This window comes from Edwardsiella sp. EA181011 (assembly GCF_000800725.1).
GTDB lineage: Bacteria > Pseudomonadota > Gammaproteobacteria > Enterobacterales > Enterobacteriaceae > Edwardsiella > Edwardsiella anguillarum.
Genome location: NZ_CP011364.1, coordinates 216333 through 237738 on the forward strand (window position 1 = coordinate 216333; position 21406 = coordinate 237738).

Below are 21406 nucleotides of genomic sequence, written 5' to 3' on the forward strand. Positions count from 1 at the left end.
ACACTATAACGACTCACATATAGCGTATGACATCTGAGCCTGCGTTTTCAGATTTTTCACCCATCAACTGCTCATTTATTAACGACTGGAGGGTATTTTGCACCATCACAACGACAGTAACCCTGCACCGATCACGCCTGCGCAGGCGCTTCCTGGACGCGCACAGGCCATGAGCCTCTCCGGCAAACATGCGCTTAACGGCCACGATATGTATGCCATTCCTGCCGGGATGGAGGAGGCCCTGTTCGCCATGGGCTGCTTCTGGGGTGTCGAGCGCCTGTTCTGGCAGCAGCCGGGGATCTACAGCACCGCGGCAGGCTACAGCGGCGGCCTGACCCCCAACCCAACCTATCGCGAGGTGTGCAGCGGACAGACCGGACACGCCGAAACGGTGCGGGTGGTGTTTGACCCCGCCCTTATCCACTATGACGATCTGCTACGCCTGTTCTGGCAGCACCACGATCCGGCGCAGGGGATGCGCCAGGGCAACGACATTGGCACCCAGTACCGCTCTGCGCTGTTCCCCGTAACGCCCCGGCAGATGCAGGCCGCACAGGCCAGTCAAGCCCGCTTTGCCCAGGCCATGCGTCAGGCCGGCGACCAGCGCCCGATCAGCACTGAGATCTGCGCCGCCGGGCCATTTTACTATGCCGAAGAGGAGCACCAGCAGTACCTGCACAAGCATCCGCACGGTTACTGTGGGCTGGGCGGCATCGGCGTCTGTCTGCCGGACTAAGCGCGCTATCGCCGCTAACTGGCGGCATAGCAAAGGGTTAGCGGCGTAGCGTGCACATTTTCACCACTAGCTGGTTGCTTGTTGCTCCTGCTATACTAACCGGGTTATGCGCTGCCGAGCCACCCTGTCCGGCTCGGCGCAGCGTCTAGCCCGGGCCAGCCAAGACGGCCCGGTAGACTCCGGGGGATCTTCTACCGGCCCCGATATACTCCCGATGGCGTCATACCGCCTCTCCGGCCTCCCGGACTGTTCCCGGTTAATACGGATAGATTATGTTAAACAGTATATTACTGATTATTTTACTGATAGCGATCAGTGCCTTTTTCTCGATCTCGGAAATATCCCTGGCAGCCTCGCGGAAAATAAAGCTGAAAACCATGGCGGATGAGGGCGATATCAATGCGGCGCGCGTCATGGCGCTGCAGGATCAGCCAGGCTATTTCTTTACCGTCGTACAGATCGGCCTCAACGCCGTCGCCATCCTCGGCGGTATCGTCGGCGATGCGGCATTCTCACCGGCGTTCCGTCTGCTGTTCGACCGTTTTATGCCGCTGGAGGTCTCCCAGCAGGCCAGCTTTATCTGCTCCTTCGTACTGGTCACCGGCTGCTTTATTCTGTTTGCCGACCTGACGCCGAAGCGCATCGGTATGATAGCCCCCGAAGCGGTTGCCGTGCGGATTGTCAACCCGATGCGTTTCTGCCTGCTGCTGTTCCGCCCGCTGGTCTGGTTCTTTAACGGCTTGGCCAACCTGATCTTTCACCTGTTCAAGATCCCGATGGTGCGTAAGGACGATATAACCCCGGACGATATCTATGCCGTGGTCGAGGCCGGCGCGCTAGCCGGCGTACTGCGTAAGCAAGAGCATGAGATCATTGAGAATGTGTTCGAGCTGGAGTCCCGCACCGTTCCCTCCTCAATGACGCCGCGTGAAAGCATCATCTATTTCGATCTGGGCGAAGCGGAAGAGAGCATTAAAGAGAAGGTCTCCACCCACCCCCACTCCAAGTTTCTGGTCTGCGACGGCGCCATCGACCATGTCGTCGGCTATGTCGACTCCAAGGATCTGCTCAACCGCGTGCTGGGTAACCAGAGCCTGGTGCTCAGCAGCGGAGTACAGATCCGTAACGTGCTGATCGTCCCGGATACGCTGACGCTGTCCGAGGCGCTGGAGAGTTTCAAAAACGCGGGGGAGGATTTTGCCGTCATCCTCAACGAATATGCGCTGGTCGTCGGGGTGATCACCCTGAACGACGTGATGACCACCCTGATGGGGGACTTGGTCGGCCAGGGACAGGAGGAACAAATCATCGCCCGCGATGAGAACTCTTGGCTGGTAGAGGGCGTGACGCCCATTGACGATGTGATGCGGGTGCTGGATATCGAAGAATTTCCCCAGTCCAGCAACTATGAAACTATCGGCGGCTTTATGATGTATATGCTGCGTAAGATCCCCAAACGTACCGATGCAGTGAAATACGCCGGCTACAAATTTGAGGTGGTGGATATCGATAGCTACAAGATCGATCAGCTGCTGGTTACGCGTCTCGCCGAACGGCTACCGCCGGTGTCGCCGGACGCGGGCGACGACGCAGACGCGCCACAGCAGGCGGCCAAATAATCGGCGGGCGGTGACGCTAACGCCGAGCCGCCATGCCCGTTCCGCGCCTCAGGCCATCTCTGCCTGCAGGCGCAGCACCTGACGGTTGATCTCCGACATGACGCTAAGATGGCGCTTATCCCTCACCTTGGGCAGTAAAATACGCCCCATATCAAACTCAAACGCACCGATCCCCTGAATATACAGGCGGCCGCGAAACAGCGTCTTCACGTATTTAGCCACCAGCAGCGGGTTATACCGCTGAAAAATTTTCATTGCTACCTCTCCCTCAGTGACGTCCGCAGCGGGGCAACTTCCCCCCGGCCAAACCGGCATGCGAACGTAGCGCACGATGAACGATAACTATAGACAGCTTTACCTTCGGTTAGTGCAACCGATACCGAATATTTCTCTAAATTTACCTTAGCTGACAGAATGGTATGCAAAAAGTAATAGGGTTAGTGAAATTTATATGCAATTAGTCAGGTTTTATCGTGAAAAATCGGAAGATTTATCTGTGGAGAGAGGCGAACTCGCGCACGATCGGATGACGGCGTGCGGCGGCGCCCGACCGGACGCCGCCGGCGGCTTAATACAGCGACACTCGGAATCCCGGATTCAACAATGATTCAGTTGGTATATAGCTTAACGTTTTACCCTGCCAGTCCCGCACCTGAGCTCCGGCGGCTAAGGCGATGGCATGGCCTGCCGCCGTATCCCAGATATGCGTCGGCCCAAAGCGCGGATAGAGCTGCGCGATCCCCTCCGCCACCAGACAAAACTTCAGCGATGATCCCACCATTATCGTCTGGTGCTCGCCCAGCTGCTGCAGATAGTCCGTCAGCTCCGCATCGCCGTGTGAACGGCTGATCACCACCAGCGGGGGGATTGCGTTGCGTACCCCGATCTCCATGCGCACCCCATCCTGCTCTTTCCAGGCTTTACCGTCGCAGGCACAGTACAGCACGCCGCTGGTCGGCACGTAGACGACCCCCAGCGTGGGCACTCCCCGTTCGATCAGCGCAATGTTGACGGTAAACTCACCGTTGCGCTGCAAAAACTCCTTGGTACCATCCAGCGGATCGACCAACCAATAACACTGCCAGTCGCGCCGCTGCGGCCAGGCCGGCGGTGCCTCCTCCGACAGCAGCGGGATCGGCGGGGTGATACGCAGTAAACCCGCTTTGATTATCTCATGCGCCGCCAGATCGGCGGCCGTGACCGGAGACTGATCTCCCTTATAGGCCAGCGCCAGCGGCTGATCGCCCTGATATACCGCCATTATCGCCGCCCCCGCATCGCGCGCCAGCTGACAAATCTGCTCTAACATACGCTTCCCTCCCCCTGGATCGGATACCGATACACCTGCATCATTTCACCATGCGACGCTCGCGGAATGTGTAGGCGTACCCCACTGCGCTCATCATGGATTTTGCCGCCGATAAACGCCAGCGCAAGCGCCAATTTTCCCCGGTAAATACGACAATTCCACTACACGCCGCAAAAGAGATGGCGCACACGATAAACTGCATTTAAAATACATCTTATTGAACGCACCTCAAGGAATACATCATGACATACCGCGACCGGCCGCTCGGTGAACTGGCCATCAGCATTCCACGCGCCGCACGTCTATTCCGCCACCACGCGTTAGATTTTTGCTGCGGCGGTAAGCAGACGCTCCAGCGCGCGGCGGCCCGCCAATCGCTGGATCTCGCCATGCTGGAATGTCAGTTGGCCGAGCTGGACAGCGCGCCACAGCCGCGTCGAGACTGGCAACAGGCGCCCCTGGCTGAACTGACGGCCTTCATCGTCACCCGCTATCATCAGCGTCACCGCGAGCAGCTGCCCGAACTGGTATTGATGGCGCAGAAGGTCGAACGGGTGCATACCGACAAGACGGGCTGCCCACGGGGGCTCGCCAAGCAGCTCGATGCGCTGCGCCAGGAGTTGGACAGCCACATGATGAAGGAAGAGCGCATCCTGTTTCCACTGATCGACCAGGGGGAGGGAGCCCGCTGCCAGGGCCCCATCTCGGTAATGGAGCATGAGCATCGTGATGCGGGAGAACAGCTGGAGGTCATCCGCTTTTTGACGGACAACATGACGCCGCCGGTGGGAGCCTGTACAACCTGGCGCGCGCTGTATGCCGGCATTAGCGAGCTGATTAACGATCTCATGGAACACATCAGCCTGGAAAATAATCTGCTGTTTCCACGCGCGCTCGGCGACGGCTGAAAGCACCCAAAAAAAACGGGGCCACACGGCGTGCGGCCCCGCGACAGACTCAAATTACAGAATATCCAGCAGTTCGACGTCAAAAACCAGCGCGCTGTACGGCGCGATAGCGGCGCCGGCGCCGCGCTCGCCATAGGCCAGCTGGTGCGGAATATACAGCTGCCAGCGCGAGCCGACCGGCATCATGCTCAGCGCCTCAATCCAACCGGCGATAACGCCGCCCACCGGAAATTCTGCCGGCTCACCGCGCTGCTCAGAGCTGTCAAACACCGTACCGTCGACCAGACGACCGGTGTAGTGTACCCGGACTTTATCCTGACGGGACGGAATCGCGCCCTCACCCTGCTTCAGCACTTTAAACTGCAGCCCTGACTCCGTGACGGTTACGTCATCCTGCTGCGCGTTCTCCGCCAGGAAACGCTCCCCGGCTTCCGCCAGCGCTTTCTGCTGCTCACGGCGCACCGCGTCAGCGCGCTCATGGATCTCGCGCAGCGCGCGGTGAACCGTCTCGACCGGTACCGCCGGCGCATTGCCTTCCATCGCATCGCGCAGCCCCGCCAGCAGCGCTTCCGGCTGCAGACCCTGCAGACCGGACTCATTAAGCTGCTGACCGACCTGGAGGCCAATACCATAACTTGCTTGCGCTTCTATACTGTCAAAAGCAGGGGTCGACATGATGTTTCCTTTAGTCACTGAAAGTAGAACGCGCAGCATAACAGCGCGACCGCAATGGGTAAAATCTTGTCGCCGTAAGGGTGACTTTTGTCAGCGAAAAAGAAACAATAGCCGTAAGCATACCGCTCGCGTCCGCCGCGCCTAAGCCGGCCGGATCTTTCGGATTGTTATCCTGTTTCTGTCGACCCAAAGCATATAGGCTAAGCGTGGCCACGGAGATAGCGGCCTGTCATGGTAGAGAGGTTAACATGGGCAGAATTGCGCCCAAAAAGCACAAGGTACCCGCCTGTAGCGGCGTAGCTATCCAGGATATATGGCGGCGTCTGTGCCAGGGGATCGCCCTGCCCGCCGCGCGGCCGCGGAAAGAGGATCTGCGCTGCATACCGCGGCAGTGCCGGGCGGCGCTGCGCGCGCTCTGGCACTGTCCGGATCAATTCGACTGGATGGCGCCGCTGCCTGCCTTCCACCGTCGCTGGCTCACCGTCGCCAGCGCCGTGCTGCTGCTGGCGCTACTGTGGCCCAGCGATGACGCGGCGCCGCCCACGCCGTCTCCCGCGATCCAGACGACGGAATCATCAATGCAGGCCACGCTGCAGCCGCAGCGCGCAGCGCCAATCTCCCCGGAAGTCAACGACTGGCAAGCCTACCCGATCCTGCCGGGACAAACCCTGGCCCAGCTGCTGCGGGAGCATAATCTTGACGTCACCGATGCCTTTGCCATGGCGCGGGTCGAAGGCGATGATCGCCCGCTGAGCAACCTCAAGGCAGGACAGCACGTCATGATCCGCCGCGGCCCCCAGGGGCAAATCCTCGCCTTAAAACTCGAGACCACGGACGATCGTCAAGTCACCTTCCGCCGGGAAAGCGACGGCAGCTTTATTCGCCTGCGCTAAGCTGCTCCAGCAGCCAGTCGCGTAGAGCCACGGCCTGATTGCACTGGCTATCGCGGCTGCCGTACAGCAGCGTCAGCGACTCTCCCTGGCGCAGCAGCAGCACCAGCGGCAGCCAGGCCCGTGGATTGACCGCCAGCTCGTCTCGGTAGCGAGCGACGAAGGCGGGCCAGTCCAACTGCGCATGGTGAAACGCCTGACGCAGCGCCGTCGACGGGGCGACCTCTTTCAGCCAGCTGACACCCTCCAGGCGCGCCTTGGCGATACCGCGCGGCCACAGACGGTCGGTAAGAAAAGTATGGGGAGAAAAGGGTGCCCGCACGTCATACACCCGCTGCAGCGCGATCGGTGCCATGATATTGCCTCCGCAGATGAGATCCGGTGTCCCACCGCCGCGCTGGCGTAGATGGCCAGGGATAGCTCCTGCGTTCCGCCGCGACGCGCCCTGTCGTTGAGACACCCGTCAGAACCTACCATGGTACATGCCGCAGGGCGGCCAGAAAAGCAAAACGCCGGCGCAAGGCCGGCGTTTTGGGTTATTGCACGAGTAAATTACTCAGCAACAACAACGACGTTCAGCTGTGCGAATACGTCGCTGTGAACCTGGAAGTGAACTTCGTGATCACCCAGGGTACGCAGCACGCCATTCGGCAGGCGAACTTCGCTTTTCGCGACTGCAACACCGGCAGCGGTCACTGCATCGGCGATGTCACGAGTACCGATAGAACCGAACAGTTTACCTTCATCGCCCGCTTTGGACGCGATGGTAACGGTGGCCAGTTCATTGATCTTGACAGCGCGTGCTTCAGCAGCAGACAGGGTTTCGGCCAGTTTGGCTTCCAGATCTGCGCGACGTGCTTCAAAGAACTCGACGTTTTTCTTGGTTGCCGGGACAGCTTTGCCCGTCGGAACCAGGAAGTTACGAGCGTAACCTGCTTTAACGTTAACCTGATCACCCAGGCTACCCAGGTTTGCTACCTTATCAAGCAGAATAACTTGCATTACCTTATCCTCTCAAAAGTCGTTAATTGACAACGCGGCCGATTACTGATGGCGATCAGTGTACGGCAGCAGGGACAGGTAGCGTGCGCGCTTGATAGCACGAGCCAGCTGACGCTGGTATTTTGCACGGGTACCGGTGATACGGCTCGGTACGATCTTACCGCTTTCGGTGATGTAGTTTTTCAGCGTAGCGATGTCTTTATAGTCGATCTCTTGAACGCCTTCCGCGGTAAAACGGCAGAACTTGCGACGACGGAAATAACGTGCCATTTGGCTAGTCTCCAGAATCAATCAATTCAATCTGCTCGGCATGCAGCACTAACTTGTTCAGGCCATTTCGACCCATATGGCAACTGACGAAGCCATGCACTCGCAGTGCGCTGCCGACCGTTAATCTGTGGGTCATTGCCTCGAGTCCCGCTCCGCTGACAATCACGGGCATTCTGCACCATGCCTGTCGGCTGAATCCGGCTTCCTGCTGTTGCGATCTGTGCTCAAGCACAAACTGACAGTGAGGAATGCCGGAGGGACTGACCTTTCGTATGGGTACCTTGCACACCGTGCCAGCCAACACCAGACGATTTACGGTCATTGCGACAATTACTCTTCAGAATCCCCAGCTTCAGTTTCTTCGCTGGTTTCGTTAGCGAAATCTTCGCGACGCTCACGGCGCTCGTCTTTCGCTTTAACCATCGGAGAAGCTTCGGTTACGGCGTGCTTAGTACGCATAACCATGCTGCGGATAACGGCGTCGTTGTAGCGGAAGTTAGTTTCCAGCTCATCGATCACTTCCTGCGAAGCTTCAACGTTCATCAGAACGTAGTGGGCTTTGTGCAGTTTATTGATCGGGTAAGCCAGCTGACGGCGGCCCCAATCTTCCAGACGGTGGATCTTGCCTTCTGCGCCAGTGATGGCACCAGTATAACGCTCGATCATGCCCGGAACTTGTTCGCTCTGGTCAGGATGAACCATAAAAACGATTTCGTAATGACGCATCGAAATTGCTCCTTACGGATTATTCAGCCTCCTGTCGGGGTCAGCCGCAGCCCATGGAGGCAAGGAACGTATTTGTGGGCGGCTGAAAAATGACGCGTCATAATACTGATGCTGGGGGGGAAACTCAAGCCATCGCGCAAATTAATTCTGCGCCGCCGGAGACAATTGGATACAAAAGACGAACGGACAACCGTCGTGGCGCTGCTACAGTTAAGGTAGAGGGTTAAACCGTGATACAAATCACATATCATCAGGACGATGCTCATCAGACAATACGGATCCCATCCGTAAGGAGCCTCCGATGAAATCTGCCTTCGCTTTCATCACACTGTGTCTGCTGTGCGGCAGCGCCGCGGCGGCCACTGAAATCAGCGCCAGCCAGGGAGACGCCATGCCGGCCCGTGAGTTTGCCGTCATCAGCGTCAATCACGATGTCATTAACGTGCAGGATGCCATGGGCGATATTCGGGCGCAGGCCGACGCTAACAGCGCCGCCTACTACCAGATCATCGCGATTCATGAACCGCTCTCTCACGGGCAAATCCACGTCAGCGCCGTACTCTACCACTGACGCCCCCTTAGCGCCGCGCCGCAGGGCGCGGCGCTATCTTACAGGCGACGACTAAAAAACGCCGTACCGCAGGCCAGCGCCGACGCCGTGATCTTATGGGCAATCCCCGGCTCGGTCACCACGCTGACGTTATCCATCAGATGATGCGACGTCAACGCCTGCACCAGACGCTGGCTCTCGGCCGCGGGCACCAGATCATCCGCCAAACCGTGCCAAATCAGCAGCGGCCTATCCGCCAGCTGCGCCAGACGGCCGCTGACGTCATAGTCGGCCAGCGCACTCACCCGCTGGCGAACCCACTCCCGCTCATCCTCAGTTGGCTGATGCTGACGGGGAAACAGGCGCTGCGACAGCGACAGATAAAAGCCCGATCCCATAAAGCTGGCGGTGGCGCGTAGCCAGGGATAGCGGGCCTTGGCGCCCAGCGCCGTCATTCCGCCCAGCGAGGCGCCCGCGACCCCCACCCGCCCGTCCAGAATCAGCCCCGCGCTCAGGAAATGGTCATACAGCGACGGCAGCTCATCGATATTCGATTTTAGAATGTCCCAGAAATGGGCCAGGCGGCGGCGCTCATCGCCGTCATAGCGGCTACCGTGCATATCCGCCTCCGGCAGCAGTACGCGAAATCCCGCGGCGGCAAAGGCATAGCCAAAATAGGAGTACATCTCCTTAGAGGAGGTAAACCCATGATAAAAAAAGATCGTCGGCAAAGCGCTGTCGCGCTGACCCGCGGGTACGGCGTGCAGCAGCGGAATCCCGCCCACCGTCTGTTCGAACATTTCAACCATCGACAGCCTCTCGATACACATAGCAAAAACGCATCATCGCCCGACCAGCGCATTCAGACAAGCTCTCGTATCCTCTGCGCGTGCGCGCGCAATGCGGCGTTTCTCCGGGAAATCCGCATCAGACAGCGCTAAGATAATCACCACTATCCTTTTTCCAGCCAACGGACCGCCCGATGAAAACCTGCAAACTGACCCTGACCATTCTGTTGACCCTGCTGCTGGGGGCCTGCAGCGTAATGGACGGCAAGCCGATGCCGCCGCCGCCGCCGATCGCAGGCCACGCGCAGGAGCTGCGCCGTAACCAGACCGAAGGGCTGAGTAAAATGTGGAATATTAGCGCCAGTGTCTATGGCAGCCCGATGAATGTTCAGGAGGTTATTCAGCAGAGGGCGGATGCCGCCGGCGCCCGCTATTACTATATTGTGATGCTGCAGGAGACCGGGGTGCCGGGCCAGTGGTATAGCGTGGCGACGCTGTACCGCTAAGCCGCTGTTTTTAACAAAATTTACATACTGCCAATAAAAGTCTACACCCACTGTTTCATTATAAAACGGCTGTGTAGATTTTTTGGCCGCGCGTTCACCGCGTCACGGTGAAGCAATGAGGAGGGACGGTGCAGCCAAAGTCCATGTCCATAACGGACCCTTACCTGGAGGCTGCCATGAGCCGTTCCCCGCTACTCACATCGCTGCTTTTCTCTATTGGTCTGATCGGCACCTCGGCGCAGTCGGCCGAATATGCCCGAGCCGATCTCGTCACCGATCTCAGTAGGATGGGGATGATCTCCCTCAGGGGGATCCTGGGCAATCCCCAGGATGTCGAACGGAGCATCGCTCACCAGGCAGACCAGCGCGGCGCCCGCTATTACCGCATTCTACACATGTGGGAAAGCGACGGTCAGCAGGGATGGCAGGCGACGGCCGCGCTCTACCGCTGAGCCGCCCGCCGCCCGCGACGCGCCTCGTTAGGCCTTGGTGCTACGCTGACGCACCGCCTCAAATAGGCAGATACCGGTCGCTACCGAGACGTTAAGCGACGAGACGCTGCCCGCCATCGGGATGCTGATCAGCTCATCGCAGTGCTCACGGGTTAAGCGGCGCATACCGTCGCCCTCCGCCCCCATCACCAGCGCCATCGCGCCGGTCATCCGGCTTTGATACAGGCTGTGATCCGCCTCACCGGCGGTGCCGACGATCCAGATGTTCTCCTGCTGCAGCAGACGTATCGTGCGCGCCAGATTGGTGACCCGGATCAGCGGCACGTTTTCCGCCGCGCCGCAGGCAACCTTTTTGGCGATCGCATTCAGCTGAGCGGAGCGGTCACGCGGCACAATCACCGCATCCACACCGGCGGCGTCGGCGCTGCGCAGGCAGGCGCCCAGATTATGCGGATCCGTGACCCCATCGAGGATCAGTAGGAACGGCGGGTGCTCGAGCCCGGCCAGCAGGTCCGGCAGATCGTTTTCCTGATACTGTCGTCCCGGCTTCACGCGTGCCACGATCCCCTGGTGTACCGCCCCTTCGACCTTCTCATCCAGCCACTGACGCTGGGCGACCTGTACCCGGATACCGCACTCCTCCAGCTGCTGCAGCAGCGGCAGCAGCCGGCGATCCTCGCGTCCCTTCATCACGAATACGTCGAGGAAGCGCTGCGGATCCTGCTCCAGCAGGGCCTTAACGGCATGAATACCGTAAATGATTTCACTCATAATTATCTGGTTTATTGCTCACCGCCGACCCCCAAGGGGCCGGCGTTATGATGGGTTAATCGACAATAGGGATATCGTCCGTATCGCGCATTAGTCGGTCGTTTTCTTCCGCGCCCGCTTGGCCTTGGTCGACGCGGCGATGTTACGCGTCTGAACCGACGGCTTTTTACCTTTGCCTTTTCCCCTGCCTTTCTTAGCGGGTGCGGCCTCATCGCCGCGGCGCTGAACGCTATCCGGCGCAAAATTGGCCGGCATCTTACCACCGCGCCGGGCGCTGCGCGACGGCTTCTTCTCCGTCCCGCCGTTCGCCTGACGCGCCTTGTTCCGGGCCGTCTTACCCGCGCCGCGCACGCCGCGCGCCGTCGAGATCAGGGCGAAGTCGATCTTACGCTCATCCAGATGCACCGCGTCGACCTTCACCTCTACCTTATCGCCCAGCCGATAGACCTGACCGGAGGACTCCCCGATCAGACGCTGACCTATCTGATCAAAGCGGTAATAGTCGTTATCCAGAGTCGATACATGCACCAGCCCATCGATAAATAGATCGTCAAGGCGGACAAAGAAGCCAAAACCGGTAACGCTGGTGATGATGCCGCCGTAGGTCTGGCCGACGTGATCCTGCATAAAGTCGCACTTCAGCCAGTCGGAGACATCGCGCGTCGCCTCATCGGCGCGCCGCTCCGTCATAGAGCAGTGCTCCCCCAGCTGCAGCATGTCTTCCGTGTGGTAATGCCAGCCGCCGCTCGGCGTCCAGCGCTCGGTGTGACCATGCTCGCGCGCCAACAGGTATTTAATGCCGCGGTGCAGCGACAGGTCGGGGTAGCGGCGAATCGGCGACGTAAAGTGGGCATAGGCCTGCAGCGCCAGACCGAAGTGACCGCGGTTCTCTGGATCGTATACGGCCTGCTTCATGGAGCGCAGCAGCATCGTTTGCAGCATCTCATGGTCGGGGCGATCCGCCACCTTATCCATCAGCAGAGCATAGTCCTTCGGCTCCGGCTGAGTTCCGCCCCCCAGGGAAAGCCCCAGCTCCGCCAGGACGGTACGCAGCGCCATCACATGGTCTTCGCTGGGCTTGTCATGAATACGGAACAGCGCCGGCTCGTGGTTTTTCTCCATAAAGCGCGCCGCCGAGATATTGGCCAGAATCATGCACTCTTCGATCAGCTTATGGGCATCGTTACGCACCGTGGGCTCGATACGCTCAATGCGCCGCTCGGCGTTGAAGATAAACTTAGCCTCTTCGGTCTCAAAGGAGATGCCGCCGCGCTCTTCGCGGGCGTGATCCAGCGCCTTATACAGCGCGTGCAGCTCCTCCAGCGGCTTGACCAGCGCATGGTACTGCGCGCGCAGATCCGGATCTCCAGCCAGGATATGCGCCACCTTGGTGTAGGTCAGACGCGCGTGAGAGCTCATCACCGCCTCATAAAACTTATAGGAGGAGAGGCGTCCGCTGGCGGCAATGGTCATTTCGCACACCATGCACAGACGATCCACCTGCGGGTTCAGCGAGCACAGCCCGTTGGAGAGCACCTCTGGCAGCATCGGCACCACCTGAGAGGGAAAGTACACCGAGTTGCCGCGGCTGCGCGCCTCGTGGTCCAGCGCGGTATTGGGTCGCACGTAGTAGCTGACGTCGGCAATGGCGACCCACAGGCGCCAGCCGCCGCCGCGTTTTTTCTCGCAGTACACCGCATCGTCGAAGTCGCGCGCATCCTCACCGTCAATAGTAACCAGCGGCAGATCGCGCAAATCGATACGTCCCACCTTCGCGGCCTCGGGAACCTCTTCGCTCAGATCGGCCACTTGGCGCTCGACCTGCTCCGGCCAGGCGTGGGGAATGTCATGGCTGCGCAGGGCGATATCGACCGCCATGCCGGTGCCCATATTGTCGCCGAGCACCTCAACGATCTTACCGACCGCCTTGGTACGCCGCGTCGGACGCTGGGTCAGCTCGACCACCACCACATAGCCCATGCGGGCGCCGGCGATGGCATCCGACGGGATCAGAATATCAAAGCTCAGACGACCATCGTCCGGCACCACAAAACCGGTACCGGCGTCGGTAAAGTAGCGGCCGACGATCAGTCCGGTGCGCGGCTCCACCACGCGTACCACGCGCACCTCTTTGCGCCCGCGCCGATCGGTGCCGGTCACCTGCGCCAGGATCACGTCGCCGTGCATGCACATCTTCATCTGCTCCGGCGACAGATAGAGATCCTCTTTCTGCCCCTCGCTGCGCAGGAAGCCGAAGCCATCGCGGTGACCGATCACCGTTCCTTTAATCAGATCGAGCCGCTCCGGCAGGGCATAGCACTGGCGGCGGGTAAAAATCAGCTGCCCGTCACGCTCCATGGCGCGCAGGCGACGGCGCAATGCCTCCAGATCCTCCTCGCTGCTCAGCGACAGCTCCTGGGCCAGCTCTTCTCGGCTGGCGGGCGTCTTGCGCTTGGCCAGATGCATCAGGATAAATTCACGGCTGGGGATCGGGGAGGCGTACTTTTCAGCTTCACGTTCCAGATAGGGATCTTGTGACATTGGGGTTCCTCCGTTGTCATCAGCATTCTGCCGCCGGCGCTATACCAGCAACAGTTTATAAAGCGGTGGGTTGTGCTCGATCAGATCGGCCAGGGTGCAGCAATCCAGCTCCGCCAGAAAGGCGTCCGTCGCCCGATGCAGCACCTGCTTCAGACGGCACGCCGGGGTAATATGGCAAAACGCCTGCGAACAGTTAACCAGCGTCAGCGGCTCCAGCTCCCGCACCACGTCGCCGATGCGGATCTCGCTAGCCGGCCGCCCCAGGCGGATTCCGCCATGTTTACCGCGCACCGCGGTCACAAAGCCGGCCCGGCTCAGCTGGTTGATTATCTTGACCATATGATTGCGCGACACCCCATAGACCTCCGTCACCTGGGTGATACTGGTCATCTGCCCTTCCGGCAGCGCTGCCATGTATACCAAGGCGCGCAATCCAAAATCGGTAAAACTGGTTAACTGCACGAATACCTCTATTCATCACGCCGCGTTACCGGCCGGTAACGAAGATGGGAGCGGCGCGCAGGCCCGCTCACCTCGTCCGTCAATGCGGGAAACGCGCCCCACCCGGTCTGCCCACGATCGCCGCATGCGGCGGGCGCTGCGGCGAGGCACACCCTATACTGGATAATAAACCAGCCGGATGAAAGCGACTAATTTATTTAATAAGAACGGTGGATATTACAACGGTGGGAAGTCGCTCAAAACAATAAACCGGCCAGAGGGCCGGTTTATTGGATAACGCATCGGGTCATTAAGCGTCGAACGGGTGACGCAGAACGATAGTCTCTTCGCGGTCGGGACCGGTAGAGATGATATCGACCGGCACACCGGTCACCTCTTCAATGCGTTTGATGTAGTTCAGCGCCGCCTGCGGCAGACCGTCACGCAGCTTCACGCCAAAGGTGCTCTCTTTCCAGCCCGGCAGCACTTCGTAGATCGGCTCAATGCCTTCCCAGCCTTCGGCGGCCAGCGGCGTTACGTCGACTTCGCGGCCATCCGGCAGGCGATAGCCTACGCAGATTTTCACTTCATCCAGGCCGTCCAGCACATCCAGCTTGGTCAGGCAGAAGCCAGACAGCGAGTTCAGCTCGACGGCGCGGCGCACGGCAACGGCGTCCAGCCAGCCGGTGCGGCGGCGGCGGCCGGTGGTGGCACCAAACTCGTTGCCCTTCTCGCACAGGAACTCACCGACGCTATCGAACAGCTCGGTCGGGAACGGACCGGCGCCCACGCGGGTAGAGTACGCTTTGACGATACCCAGCACATAGTCCACGCAGCGCGGGCCGATACCGGAGCCGGTCGCCACGCCACCGGCGGTCGTGTTGGAGGAGGTCACGTACGGATAGGTACCGTGGTCGATATCCAGCAGAGTGCCCTGGGCACCTTCGAACATCACATATTCGCCGTTGCGATAGGCCTTGTTCAGCAGATCGGCAACGTCAACCACCATGCTGGTCAGCAGATCGGCAACCGCCATCACTTCATCCAGCACGCTCTGGTAATCAACGGCATCGACGTGGTAGTAGTTCACCAGCTGGAAGTTATGGTACTCCATAATCTCTTTCAGCTTAACGGCGAAGCTGGCTTTATCAAACAGGTCGCCGACGCGCAGACCGCGGCGGGCCACTTTGTCTTCATAGGCCGGGCCGATGCCGCGACCGGTGGTGCCGATAGCCTTGGCACCGCGCGCTTTCTCTCGCGCATTGTCCAGCGCAACGTGATACGGCAGGATCAGCGGACAGGCTTCAGAGAGCAGCAGGCGCTCGCGCACCGGTATACCGCGCGCTTCCAGCTCGGTCATTTCGCGCAGCAGCGCATCCGGCGCCAGAACAACGCCGTTGGCAATGATACTGACGACATTTTCGCGCAGAATACCTGAGGGAATCAGATGCAGAACGGTTTTTTCACCGTTAATGACTAGCGTATGGCCCGCGTTGTGCCCGCCCTGATAGCGTACAACATACTTGGCCCGTTCAGTTAAGAGGTCTACGACCTTACCTTTACCTTCGTCACCCCATTGGGTGCCCAGTACGACGACGTTCTTGCCCATTTTAGCTATTCACCACGTTGTTAAAAATGGATTCTACCACCTCATTTTTCAGCTTTCAGCTTTTTTCGCACACGATTGCGCAAATTTTGTCTGACATATCAGCCGCCGAGGCGACTACGCAACATGTAGTAGATAACCAGTCCTGCAACCACTAGACCTCCGCCATAGCGGCGCAATAAACCATCAGGCAGCTGCGCCATCGAGGCGATCATCCGTCGCCAGGCCTGCGGAAAGAGCATCGGCCCTAGCCCTTCAACGACCAAAACCAGCGCCAATGCCATCCAAATCGTCGAATTCATTTTTCCCCGCGAACGGTCGCACAGACCGAGTGTCTGAATAAAAGCGCGATTCTATAATCGACACGGTGGAATGCAAAAATAAAACCTGCGCTATCCGCAGCATGTCGCAATAGGGGGGAATTTTCAGAACACTCCTTAGCCAATCTCGCGCGACATCCGCTATAATTCGCCAACTTTTTTTGGAGGCGATATGAAACCTGGGCGCAACCACTTCTTTGACATTCTGCGCGTCGTATCGGTGCTCTTTGTGATCACCTCGCACTACAGCTATATGTTCGATACCAGCACCGTCCTGACGTTCCCGCGCGAATACCTGACGGCGGGCATCGGCCGCCTGGGCGTCTCGTTTTTCTTTATGATCTCCGGCGCGCTCGCCTACCTGTCGCTGCGCAAATACGCGGCTCACGAATACTATCTGCGCCGCGTCTACTCGGTGCTGATCCCCTATAACATCGCCTACTTTGGCATGGCCCTGCTGCTGCTGGCTCTGGGGGTGTTCTTTACCTATCCCGGCAATCCGCTGGTCGAGGTTGGCCCCAACGGCACCCGCTCGGTGCTGGATATGCTGCCCTCGGTGCTCGGCTTCGACCACTATCTGCACGGCGTTTATGAAATTAAGACGGTGTACTTTACCGGAGAGTGGTTTATCGGCTGCATCATCCTGCTGTATGTCATTTCACCGCTGATCTACCGCGCCATTGTACGCTATCCGATGTGGACCATGCTGGCTACCGTCGCTATCACACTGATGGCCTATGACACCCGCGTCACCAATCCTTACTGGTCTGCCCAGGTGCGTATCAGCGACTTTACCTTCGGGATGCTGTTTATCCATCTGCAGGCGCAGTTCACCCGCTATGTGCGGCCGCTGGCGCTGATCGGCGCCCTGCTGATCGCCGCGGGCGTCGGCTGGGCCCATATCAGCCACCAGCCGGTGCGTGAGGTGCTGTTCCCACTGGCGCCGGTAAGCCTGCTGTTCGCCGTCGCCTTCTTCTTTATCGTTCAGGGCACCTATCAGCTGCTGCATCCGTGGCTCATCCGGCCGCGGGTCAGCCAGATACTACTCAGCCTGGCCTCCCGCGCCTACATCATCATGCTGTTGCAGCACGTGGTCGTGATCTTCCTCAGCGTCAATATGGACATGTCGGTGCTCAACGCCACCCAGGCAATCGCCCTGTACCTGATCGTGCTGGTCACCATTGAGCGGCTATCGGTTCTGTTCAAACCGCTGGCGGTGAAAACCGAACGGCTGCTGATGAACAAGACGCTGCGCCGCAGCGCTGGGCAAATGCCGGCCGCCTGACAGAAGGCCCGCCGCCGGCATACAGGAGGGATACCCAAGGGTATCCCTTTTTTCATCGCGGCACCGATGCCCGCCCGGCAGAACACGGGCGCAGCGTGCGGCCACCGCCCCTCCTCCCTCGCATCGCCCCGGCGCGGGCGCTAGCGCCCCACACAGAATGACGCTTTCCGGGCAGCCCAGGCGATGGGGTTGATACCGAGAACGCGCCCCACGTCGCCGCGGGTTTTGAGAGACAAAAAAATTCCCCGGCATCGCCGGCGCTTTTTTAGAGATAAAAAAAGGGATGCCGCACCGGCATCCCTTCTCACGTAACGTTGCGCGCTTACTTTGCGTTTTTACCGCCGTCCGGCGACTTCATATACTTGAAGAAGTCGCTGTCCGGGCGCAGCACCATCACATCCTGGCCCCCCTTAAAGCTATTCTCATAGGCTTTAAGGCTGCGGATAAAGGCAAAGAAATCCGGATCCTTGCTGAAGGCATTGGCAAACAGCTTCGCCGCCTCGGCATCACCCTCACCGCGAATGATGCGCCCTTCACGCTCCGCGCCCGCCAGGGTGCGAGTCACCTCATAGTCTGCGGTCGCGCGCAGCTTCTCAGCCTCTTCCTGCCCCTGTGAACGGTGGCGACGGGCTACCGCCTCACGCTCGGCGCGCATACGCTGATAGATAGCGTCGGACACCTCGGTCGGCAGGTTGATCTGCTTGATACGCACGTCCACCACCTGGATCCCCAGGGCCGCCATACTGTTCGGGTTCACCGCCGGCTGCTTGCCGCTGGTCTCCCGCGCCACGCGCGCCGCCGCGCTGGCGATGGCGTCATCGGCCTCGGTCGGCGCCGCCGCATCCTCCACCGTACCGGTGTTCAGGGCATTACGCACGTCTTCCATCAGCTTACCGCGCGAGTCGGTAACGATATCCTTGATATCCAGACGGCCGATCTCGGAGCGCAAACGGTCGCTGAACTTACGCTTCAGCAGCACCTCGGCCTGCGACACATCGCCGCCGCCGGTCGCCAGATAGTAACGGCTGAAATCGCTGATGCGCCACTTGATGTAGGAGTCAACGATCAGGTCTTTCTTCTCTTTGGTCACAAAGCGGTCGGCCTGGTTGTCCATCGTCTGGATACGGGCATCCAGCATCTTGACCGACTCGATAAAGGGTATCTTGAGATGCAGGCCCGGCGCATACACCAGCGGCTTGTTTTCATCATCGCGCAGCACCTTACCGAAACGCAGCACGATGCCGCGCTGCCCCTCCTGAACCACAAACAGTGAAGCGTACAGCGCCACCAGCACGACGATGAGAATCACTAACAAAGACTTACGCATTAATAATCTCTCCCCAGTCGAGTGGTATCGTTACGCTGTGCGTTGACGCGACGCTGGTCCATCACGCTGCTGTCCGTGCTGCTGCCCGCGCTGACCGACTTGCTGCTGGCCTGCGGCGGATTGAGCCGGATCAGGCTGGTATCTTTGCTGTCTCCGGCCTGGCTGGCACCTTTATCGCCCGAGCGCATGATTTGATCCAGCGGCAGCACCATCAGGTTGTTGCTCTTATCATCCACCAGCACCTTGCGGGTATGACCCAGCACGCGCTCCATGGTCTCCAGATACAGACGCTCGCGGGTGATCTCCGGCGACGCCTTGTACTCCGGCAGCAGACGGGAGAAGCGACCCACCTCACCCTGAGCCTCCAGCACGGTACGATCTTTATATGCCTTCGCATCTTCCAAGATACGCTGAGCCTGACCGTTGGCGCGCGGCTGGACTTCGTTAGCGTAGGCTTCCGCCTCACGGATGTACTGCTGTTCGTTTTCACGCGCGGCAATGGCATCGTCAAAGGCTGCCTTCACCTCTTCCGGCGGACGGGCCGCCTGGAAGTTCACGTCCAGAATGGTGATCCCCATGTGGTACGGACGGATGATCTCCTCCAGCACCTTCTGGGTATCATTACGAATAACGGTACGCCCTTCCGTCAGGATGGTGTCCATGGTGTACTTGCCGATCACCGCGCGCAGGGCGCTGTCCGTAGCCTGACGCAGGCTGTCGTCGGCATTGGTCACGTTAAACAGATACTCTTCCGGATTAGTCACCCGGTACTGTACGTTCATCTCGACGCGCACGACGTTTTCGTCGGAGGTCAGCATGACCCCAGAGGCGGCCAGCTCACGCACCGACTCGACGTTCACCGGAATGACATCATCGATAAAGGTCGGCTTCCAGTTCAGACCCGGCTGAACCAGGTGGCTGAACTTGCCAAAGCGGGTTACGACGCCGCGCTCCGCTTCCTTGATGGTGTAGAAGCCGCTGGCGGCCCAGATCACCACCACCGCCGCGACGGCCAGCCCCACCACTTTTTTACCACCGATAGATGAACGCGGGGTTCCTGCCGAGCCCGAGCCCGAGCCGCCGCTTTTGCCGCCGCCCAGTCCGCCCAGCTTCTTACTCACTTTACGGAACAGATCATCCAGATCCGGGGGCCCCTGATCGCGCCCCCCTTTATTATTGTTGCCGCCGGAGTTGCCGCCATTATTATTGCTGCTCCCCCACGGGTCGCGGTTCTGTCCGTTATTACCGGGCTGATTCCACGCCATGCTTCGCTCCATTCTTCATTGATTGGTGTTCCCCAGGACTCAATCTATCAGGCAATTGCTAAACGATAAAGTTTATCAATTCCTGCTGCTGCTTGCAGAGACGACGCCAGTCAACGACCGGCATACGGACCTGTAGTCCGATGCTGCCATCCTCTTCAATCCATTCCTTTTCGATTGCCTGAAGCTGGTAAAAACGGCTGCGCAAACGCCCCGCCGCCGCCGGCAGACGCAGCGTATAGCTGGCAATCTCGCCGCCCAGACGTTCGCTTAACGCCTGGAATAACAAATCCATCCCGCTGGCCTGCTGGGCAGAAACCCAGACCCGCAGCGGACGGTTTTCTTCATCACGATCGATGCGCGGGACAAAGTCCTGCAGCATGTCGATCTTGTTCATCACCAGCAGTACCGGAATCTCATCGGCCCCGATATCCGCCAGTACGGTATTGACCGCGTCAATATTCTCATCGACCCGCGCGTCCGATGCATCTACTACGTGTAATAAAAGTGAAGCCTGACGGGTTTCCAATAGCGTTGCCTTAAATGCCGCGACCAAATCGTGCGGCAAGTGGCGAATAAAGCCGACCGTATCGGCCAGCACCGTCGGCCCCACGTCATTAACCTCGACGCGGCGCAGGGTAGGATCGAGGGTCGCAAACAGCTGATCGGCGGCATAGACGGTCGCCGACGTCAGCGTATTGAACAGCGTCGACTTACCCGCGTTGGTATAGCCTACCAGCGAAACCGTCGGGATCTCGGCGCGCACGCGCGCCCGGCGCCCCTGCTCTCGCTGTTTCTCTACCTTCTCCAGACGCCCGAGGATCAAATGGATGCGATCGCGCAGCAGGCGACGGTCGGTCTCCAGCTGGGTCTCACCCGGGCCACGCAGGCCGATCCCCCCTTTCTGGCGCTCCAGGTGCGTCCAGCCGCGCACCAGGCGAGTCGCCAGATGACGCAGCTGCGCCAGCTCAACCTGCAGCTTACCTTCATGAGTACGCGCCCGCTGGGCGAAGATATCCAGAATCAGCCCGGTGCGATCGATGACGCGGCACTGGCACAAACGCTCCAGATTGCGCTCCTGCGCTGGCGACAGCGGGTGGTCGAACAGCACGACGGAGGCCTGGGTTTCAGCGACGGCCTGGGCAATTTCCTGCGCCTTGCCTTCGCCGACAAAATATTTGGGATGGGGAGCCTTACGGCTACCGGTAATTACGCGTAGCGCCTGTACGCCGGCGGAGGAGACCAGCGATTCAAACTCGCTCAGATCTTCGCTATCTTTTTCCTGAGAAAAATAGATATGAACCAGTACGGCCTGTTCACCGGCTTCGTAACGGTCAAACAAAGGAGGAACCTCTCAAACGGCATAGTCCGATGAGAACGGAGAGCACAGATGACGGCACGCCATCACGGCTCCCCGACGGG

The 21406-nt window shown here is 59.4% G+C and carries 25 protein-coding genes; 8 read left to right on the plus strand and 17 right to left on the minus strand.

Annotation, left to right across the window (positions count from 1 at the left end; translation table 11 throughout):
• Nucleotides 1-169 precede the first annotated feature (169 nt).
• Together msrA and QY76_RS01020 are read left to right on the plus strand one after the other, a co-directional pair.
• Entirely contained in the window at nt 170-736 is a 567-nt protein-coding gene (gene msrA, locus QY76_RS01015; RefSeq protein ID WP_225865191.1) for a peptide-methionine (S)-S-oxide reductase MsrA, read from the plus strand.
• Nucleotides 737-1008: 272 nt separating this feature from the next.
• Entirely contained in the window at nt 1009-2355 is a 1347-nt protein-coding gene (locus tag QY76_RS01020; RefSeq protein ID WP_034162906.1) for a hemolysin family protein, read from the plus strand.
• A gap of 48 nt (nt 2356-2403) precedes the next feature.
• Here QY76_RS01020 and QY76_RS01025 read toward each other — a convergent pair whose 3' ends face one another.
• Both QY76_RS01025 and cysQ read right to left on the minus strand, forming a co-directional pair.
• Nucleotides 2404-2610, minus strand: a complete 207-nt coding sequence (locus tag QY76_RS01025; protein WP_034162907.1) for a DUF1107 domain-containing protein — start codon at nt 2608-2610, stop codon at nt 2404-2406.
• Between the two features lie 313 nt (nt 2611-2923).
• Nucleotides 2924-3664: a 3'(2'),5'-bisphosphate nucleotidase CysQ gene (gene cysQ / locus QY76_RS01030; protein ID WP_034162908.1), complete on the minus strand. Its 741-nt coding sequence runs from the start codon at nt 3662-3664 to the stop codon at nt 2924-2926.
• Nucleotides 3665-3906: 242 nt separating this feature from the next.
• On the opposite strand from cysQ, the gene ytfE reads away from it, so the two are divergent.
• Nucleotides 3907-4572: an iron-sulfur cluster repair protein YtfE gene (gene ytfE / locus QY76_RS01035; protein ID WP_034162909.1), complete on the plus strand. Its 666-nt coding sequence runs from the start codon at nt 3907-3909 to the stop codon at nt 4570-4572.
• Nucleotides 4573-4626: 54 nt separating this feature from the next.
• On the opposite strand, the gene QY76_RS01040 is transcribed toward ytfE, so the two are convergent.
• The gene (locus tag QY76_RS01040) at nt 4627-5247 is read right to left on the minus strand and encodes a peptidylprolyl isomerase (protein ID WP_012847246.1); all 621 of its coding nucleotides are present in this window, start codon (nt 5245-5247) and stop codon (nt 4627-4629) included.
• A 248-nt stretch (nt 5248-5495) separates the two neighbouring features.
• Between QY76_RS01040 and QY76_RS01045 the strand changes: the two genes are divergently transcribed.
• Nucleotides 5496-6140, plus strand: coding sequence for a LysM-like peptidoglycan-binding domain-containing protein (locus QY76_RS01045; protein WP_034162910.1), 645 nt, complete (start codon nt 5496-5498; stop codon nt 6138-6140).
• Here the strand turns inward: QY76_RS01045 and QY76_RS01050 are convergent.
• The 5 genes from QY76_RS01050 to rpsF form a co-directional block, all read right to left on the minus strand.
• Nucleotides 6124-6492 carry a DUF488 domain-containing protein gene (locus tag QY76_RS01050; protein WP_034162911.1) on the minus strand — a complete coding sequence of 123 codons (369 nt, stop codon included), beginning with the start codon at nt 6490-6492 and terminating at the stop codon, nt 6124-6126. The genes QY76_RS01045 and QY76_RS01050 overlap by 17 nt on opposite strands.
• 197 nt (nt 6493-6689) lie before the next feature.
• The gene (gene rplI, locus QY76_RS01055) at nt 6690-7139 is read right to left on the minus strand and encodes a 50S ribosomal protein L9 (protein WP_015460802.1); all 450 of its coding nucleotides are present in this window, start codon (nt 7137-7139) and stop codon (nt 6690-6692) included.
• Between the two features lie 42 nt (nt 7140-7181).
• Entirely contained in the window at nt 7182-7409 is a 228-nt protein-coding gene (gene rpsR / locus QY76_RS01060) for a 30S ribosomal protein S18 (protein WP_000135199.1), read from the minus strand.
• A 4-nt stretch (nt 7410-7413) separates the two neighbouring features.
• On the minus strand, nt 7414-7731 hold the full coding sequence (gene priB / locus QY76_RS17485; RefSeq protein ID WP_071844093.1) for a primosomal replication protein N: 318 nt from the start codon (nt 7729-7731) through the stop codon (nt 7414-7416).
• Between the two features lie 8 nt (nt 7732-7739).
• Nucleotides 7740-8135, minus strand: a complete 396-nt coding sequence (gene rpsF / locus QY76_RS01070) for a 30S ribosomal protein S6 (RefSeq protein WP_012847242.1) — start codon at nt 8133-8135, stop codon at nt 7740-7742.
• A 301-nt stretch (nt 8136-8436) separates the two neighbouring features.
• Here rpsF and QY76_RS01075 point away from each other — a divergent pair, with 301 nt between their 5' ends.
• Nucleotides 8437-8706: a DUF1471 domain-containing protein gene (locus QY76_RS01075; protein ID WP_034162929.1), complete on the plus strand. Its 270-nt coding sequence runs from the start codon at nt 8437-8439 to the stop codon at nt 8704-8706.
• Between the two features lie 38 nt (nt 8707-8744).
• Here the strand turns inward: QY76_RS01075 and yjfP are convergent, their stop codons facing one another.
• Nucleotides 8745-9494 carry an esterase gene (yjfP, locus tag QY76_RS01080; protein ID WP_034162931.1) on the minus strand — a complete coding sequence of 250 codons (750 nt, stop codon included), beginning with the start codon at nt 9492-9494 and terminating at the stop codon, nt 8745-8747.
• Nucleotides 9495-9667: 173 nt separating this feature from the next.
• Here yjfP and bsmA point away from each other — a divergent pair, with 173 nt between their 5' ends.
• Both bsmA and QY76_RS01090 read left to right on the plus strand, forming a co-directional pair.
• Nucleotides 9668-9979, plus strand: a complete 312-nt coding sequence (gene bsmA, locus QY76_RS01085) for a biofilm peroxide resistance protein BsmA (protein WP_034162933.1) — start codon at nt 9668-9670, stop codon at nt 9977-9979.
• A gap of 176 nt (nt 9980-10155) precedes the next feature.
• Entirely contained in the window at nt 10156-10431 is a 276-nt protein-coding gene (locus QY76_RS01090) for a DUF1471 domain-containing protein (RefSeq protein ID WP_034162983.1), read from the plus strand.
• A 27-nt stretch (nt 10432-10458) separates the two neighbouring features.
• On the opposite strand, the gene rlmB is transcribed toward QY76_RS01090, so the two are convergent.
• The 5 genes from rlmB to QY76_RS01115 form a co-directional block, all read right to left on the minus strand.
• A complete protein-coding gene (gene rlmB / locus QY76_RS01095) occupies nt 10459-11202 on the minus strand; it encodes a 23S rRNA (guanosine(2251)-2'-O)-methyltransferase RlmB (protein ID WP_034162934.1) in 744 nt (247 codons plus the stop codon).
• Nucleotides 11203-11292: 90 nt separating this feature from the next.
• Nucleotides 11293-13743, minus strand: coding sequence for a ribonuclease R (gene rnr, locus QY76_RS01100; protein ID WP_034162935.1), 2451 nt, complete (start codon nt 13741-13743; stop codon nt 11293-11295).
• A 39-nt stretch (nt 13744-13782) separates the two neighbouring features.
• Complete coding sequence (nsrR, locus tag QY76_RS01105) at nt 13783-14205, minus strand: nitric oxide-sensing transcriptional repressor NsrR (RefSeq protein ID WP_034162936.1); 423 nt, start codon at nt 14203-14205, stop codon at nt 13783-13785.
• Between the two features lie 289 nt (nt 14206-14494).
• On the minus strand, nt 14495-15793 hold the full coding sequence (locus QY76_RS01110; RefSeq protein ID WP_034162937.1) for an adenylosuccinate synthase: 1299 nt from the start codon (nt 15791-15793) through the stop codon (nt 14495-14497).
• A 98-nt stretch (nt 15794-15891) separates the two neighbouring features.
• The gene (locus QY76_RS01115; protein WP_034162938.1) at nt 15892-16092 is read right to left on the minus strand and encodes a DUF2065 domain-containing protein; all 201 of its coding nucleotides are present in this window, start codon (nt 16090-16092) and stop codon (nt 15892-15894) included.
• 190 nt (nt 16093-16282) lie between these two features.
• Between QY76_RS01115 and QY76_RS01120 the strand changes: the two genes are divergently transcribed.
• Nucleotides 16283-17395, plus strand: a complete 1113-nt coding sequence (locus QY76_RS01120) for an acyltransferase (protein WP_034162939.1) — start codon at nt 16283-16285, stop codon at nt 17393-17395.
• Nucleotides 17396-17717: 322 nt separating this feature from the next.
• On the opposite strand, the gene hflC is transcribed toward QY76_RS01120, so the two are convergent.
• From hflC to hflX, 3 genes are read right to left on the minus strand one after another with little or no spacing between them, the layout of a single operon-like run.
• Complete coding sequence (gene hflC / locus QY76_RS01125) at nt 17718-18722, minus strand: protease modulator HflC (RefSeq protein ID WP_045425441.1); 1005 nt, start codon at nt 18720-18722, stop codon at nt 17718-17720.
• Nucleotides 18722-19987 carry an FtsH protease activity modulator HflK gene (gene hflK, locus QY76_RS01130; protein ID WP_034162941.1) on the minus strand — a complete coding sequence of 422 codons (1266 nt, stop codon included), beginning with the start codon at nt 19985-19987 and terminating at the stop codon, nt 18722-18724. Before hflK ends, hflC begins: the two co-directional genes overlap by 1 nt.
• Nucleotides 19988-20045: 58 nt before the next feature.
• Nucleotides 20046-21326: a ribosome rescue GTPase HflX gene (gene hflX / locus QY76_RS01135; RefSeq protein WP_034162942.1), complete on the minus strand. Its 1281-nt coding sequence runs from the start codon at nt 21324-21326 to the stop codon at nt 20046-20048.
• Between the last annotated feature and the right edge of the window lie 80 nt (nt 21327-21406).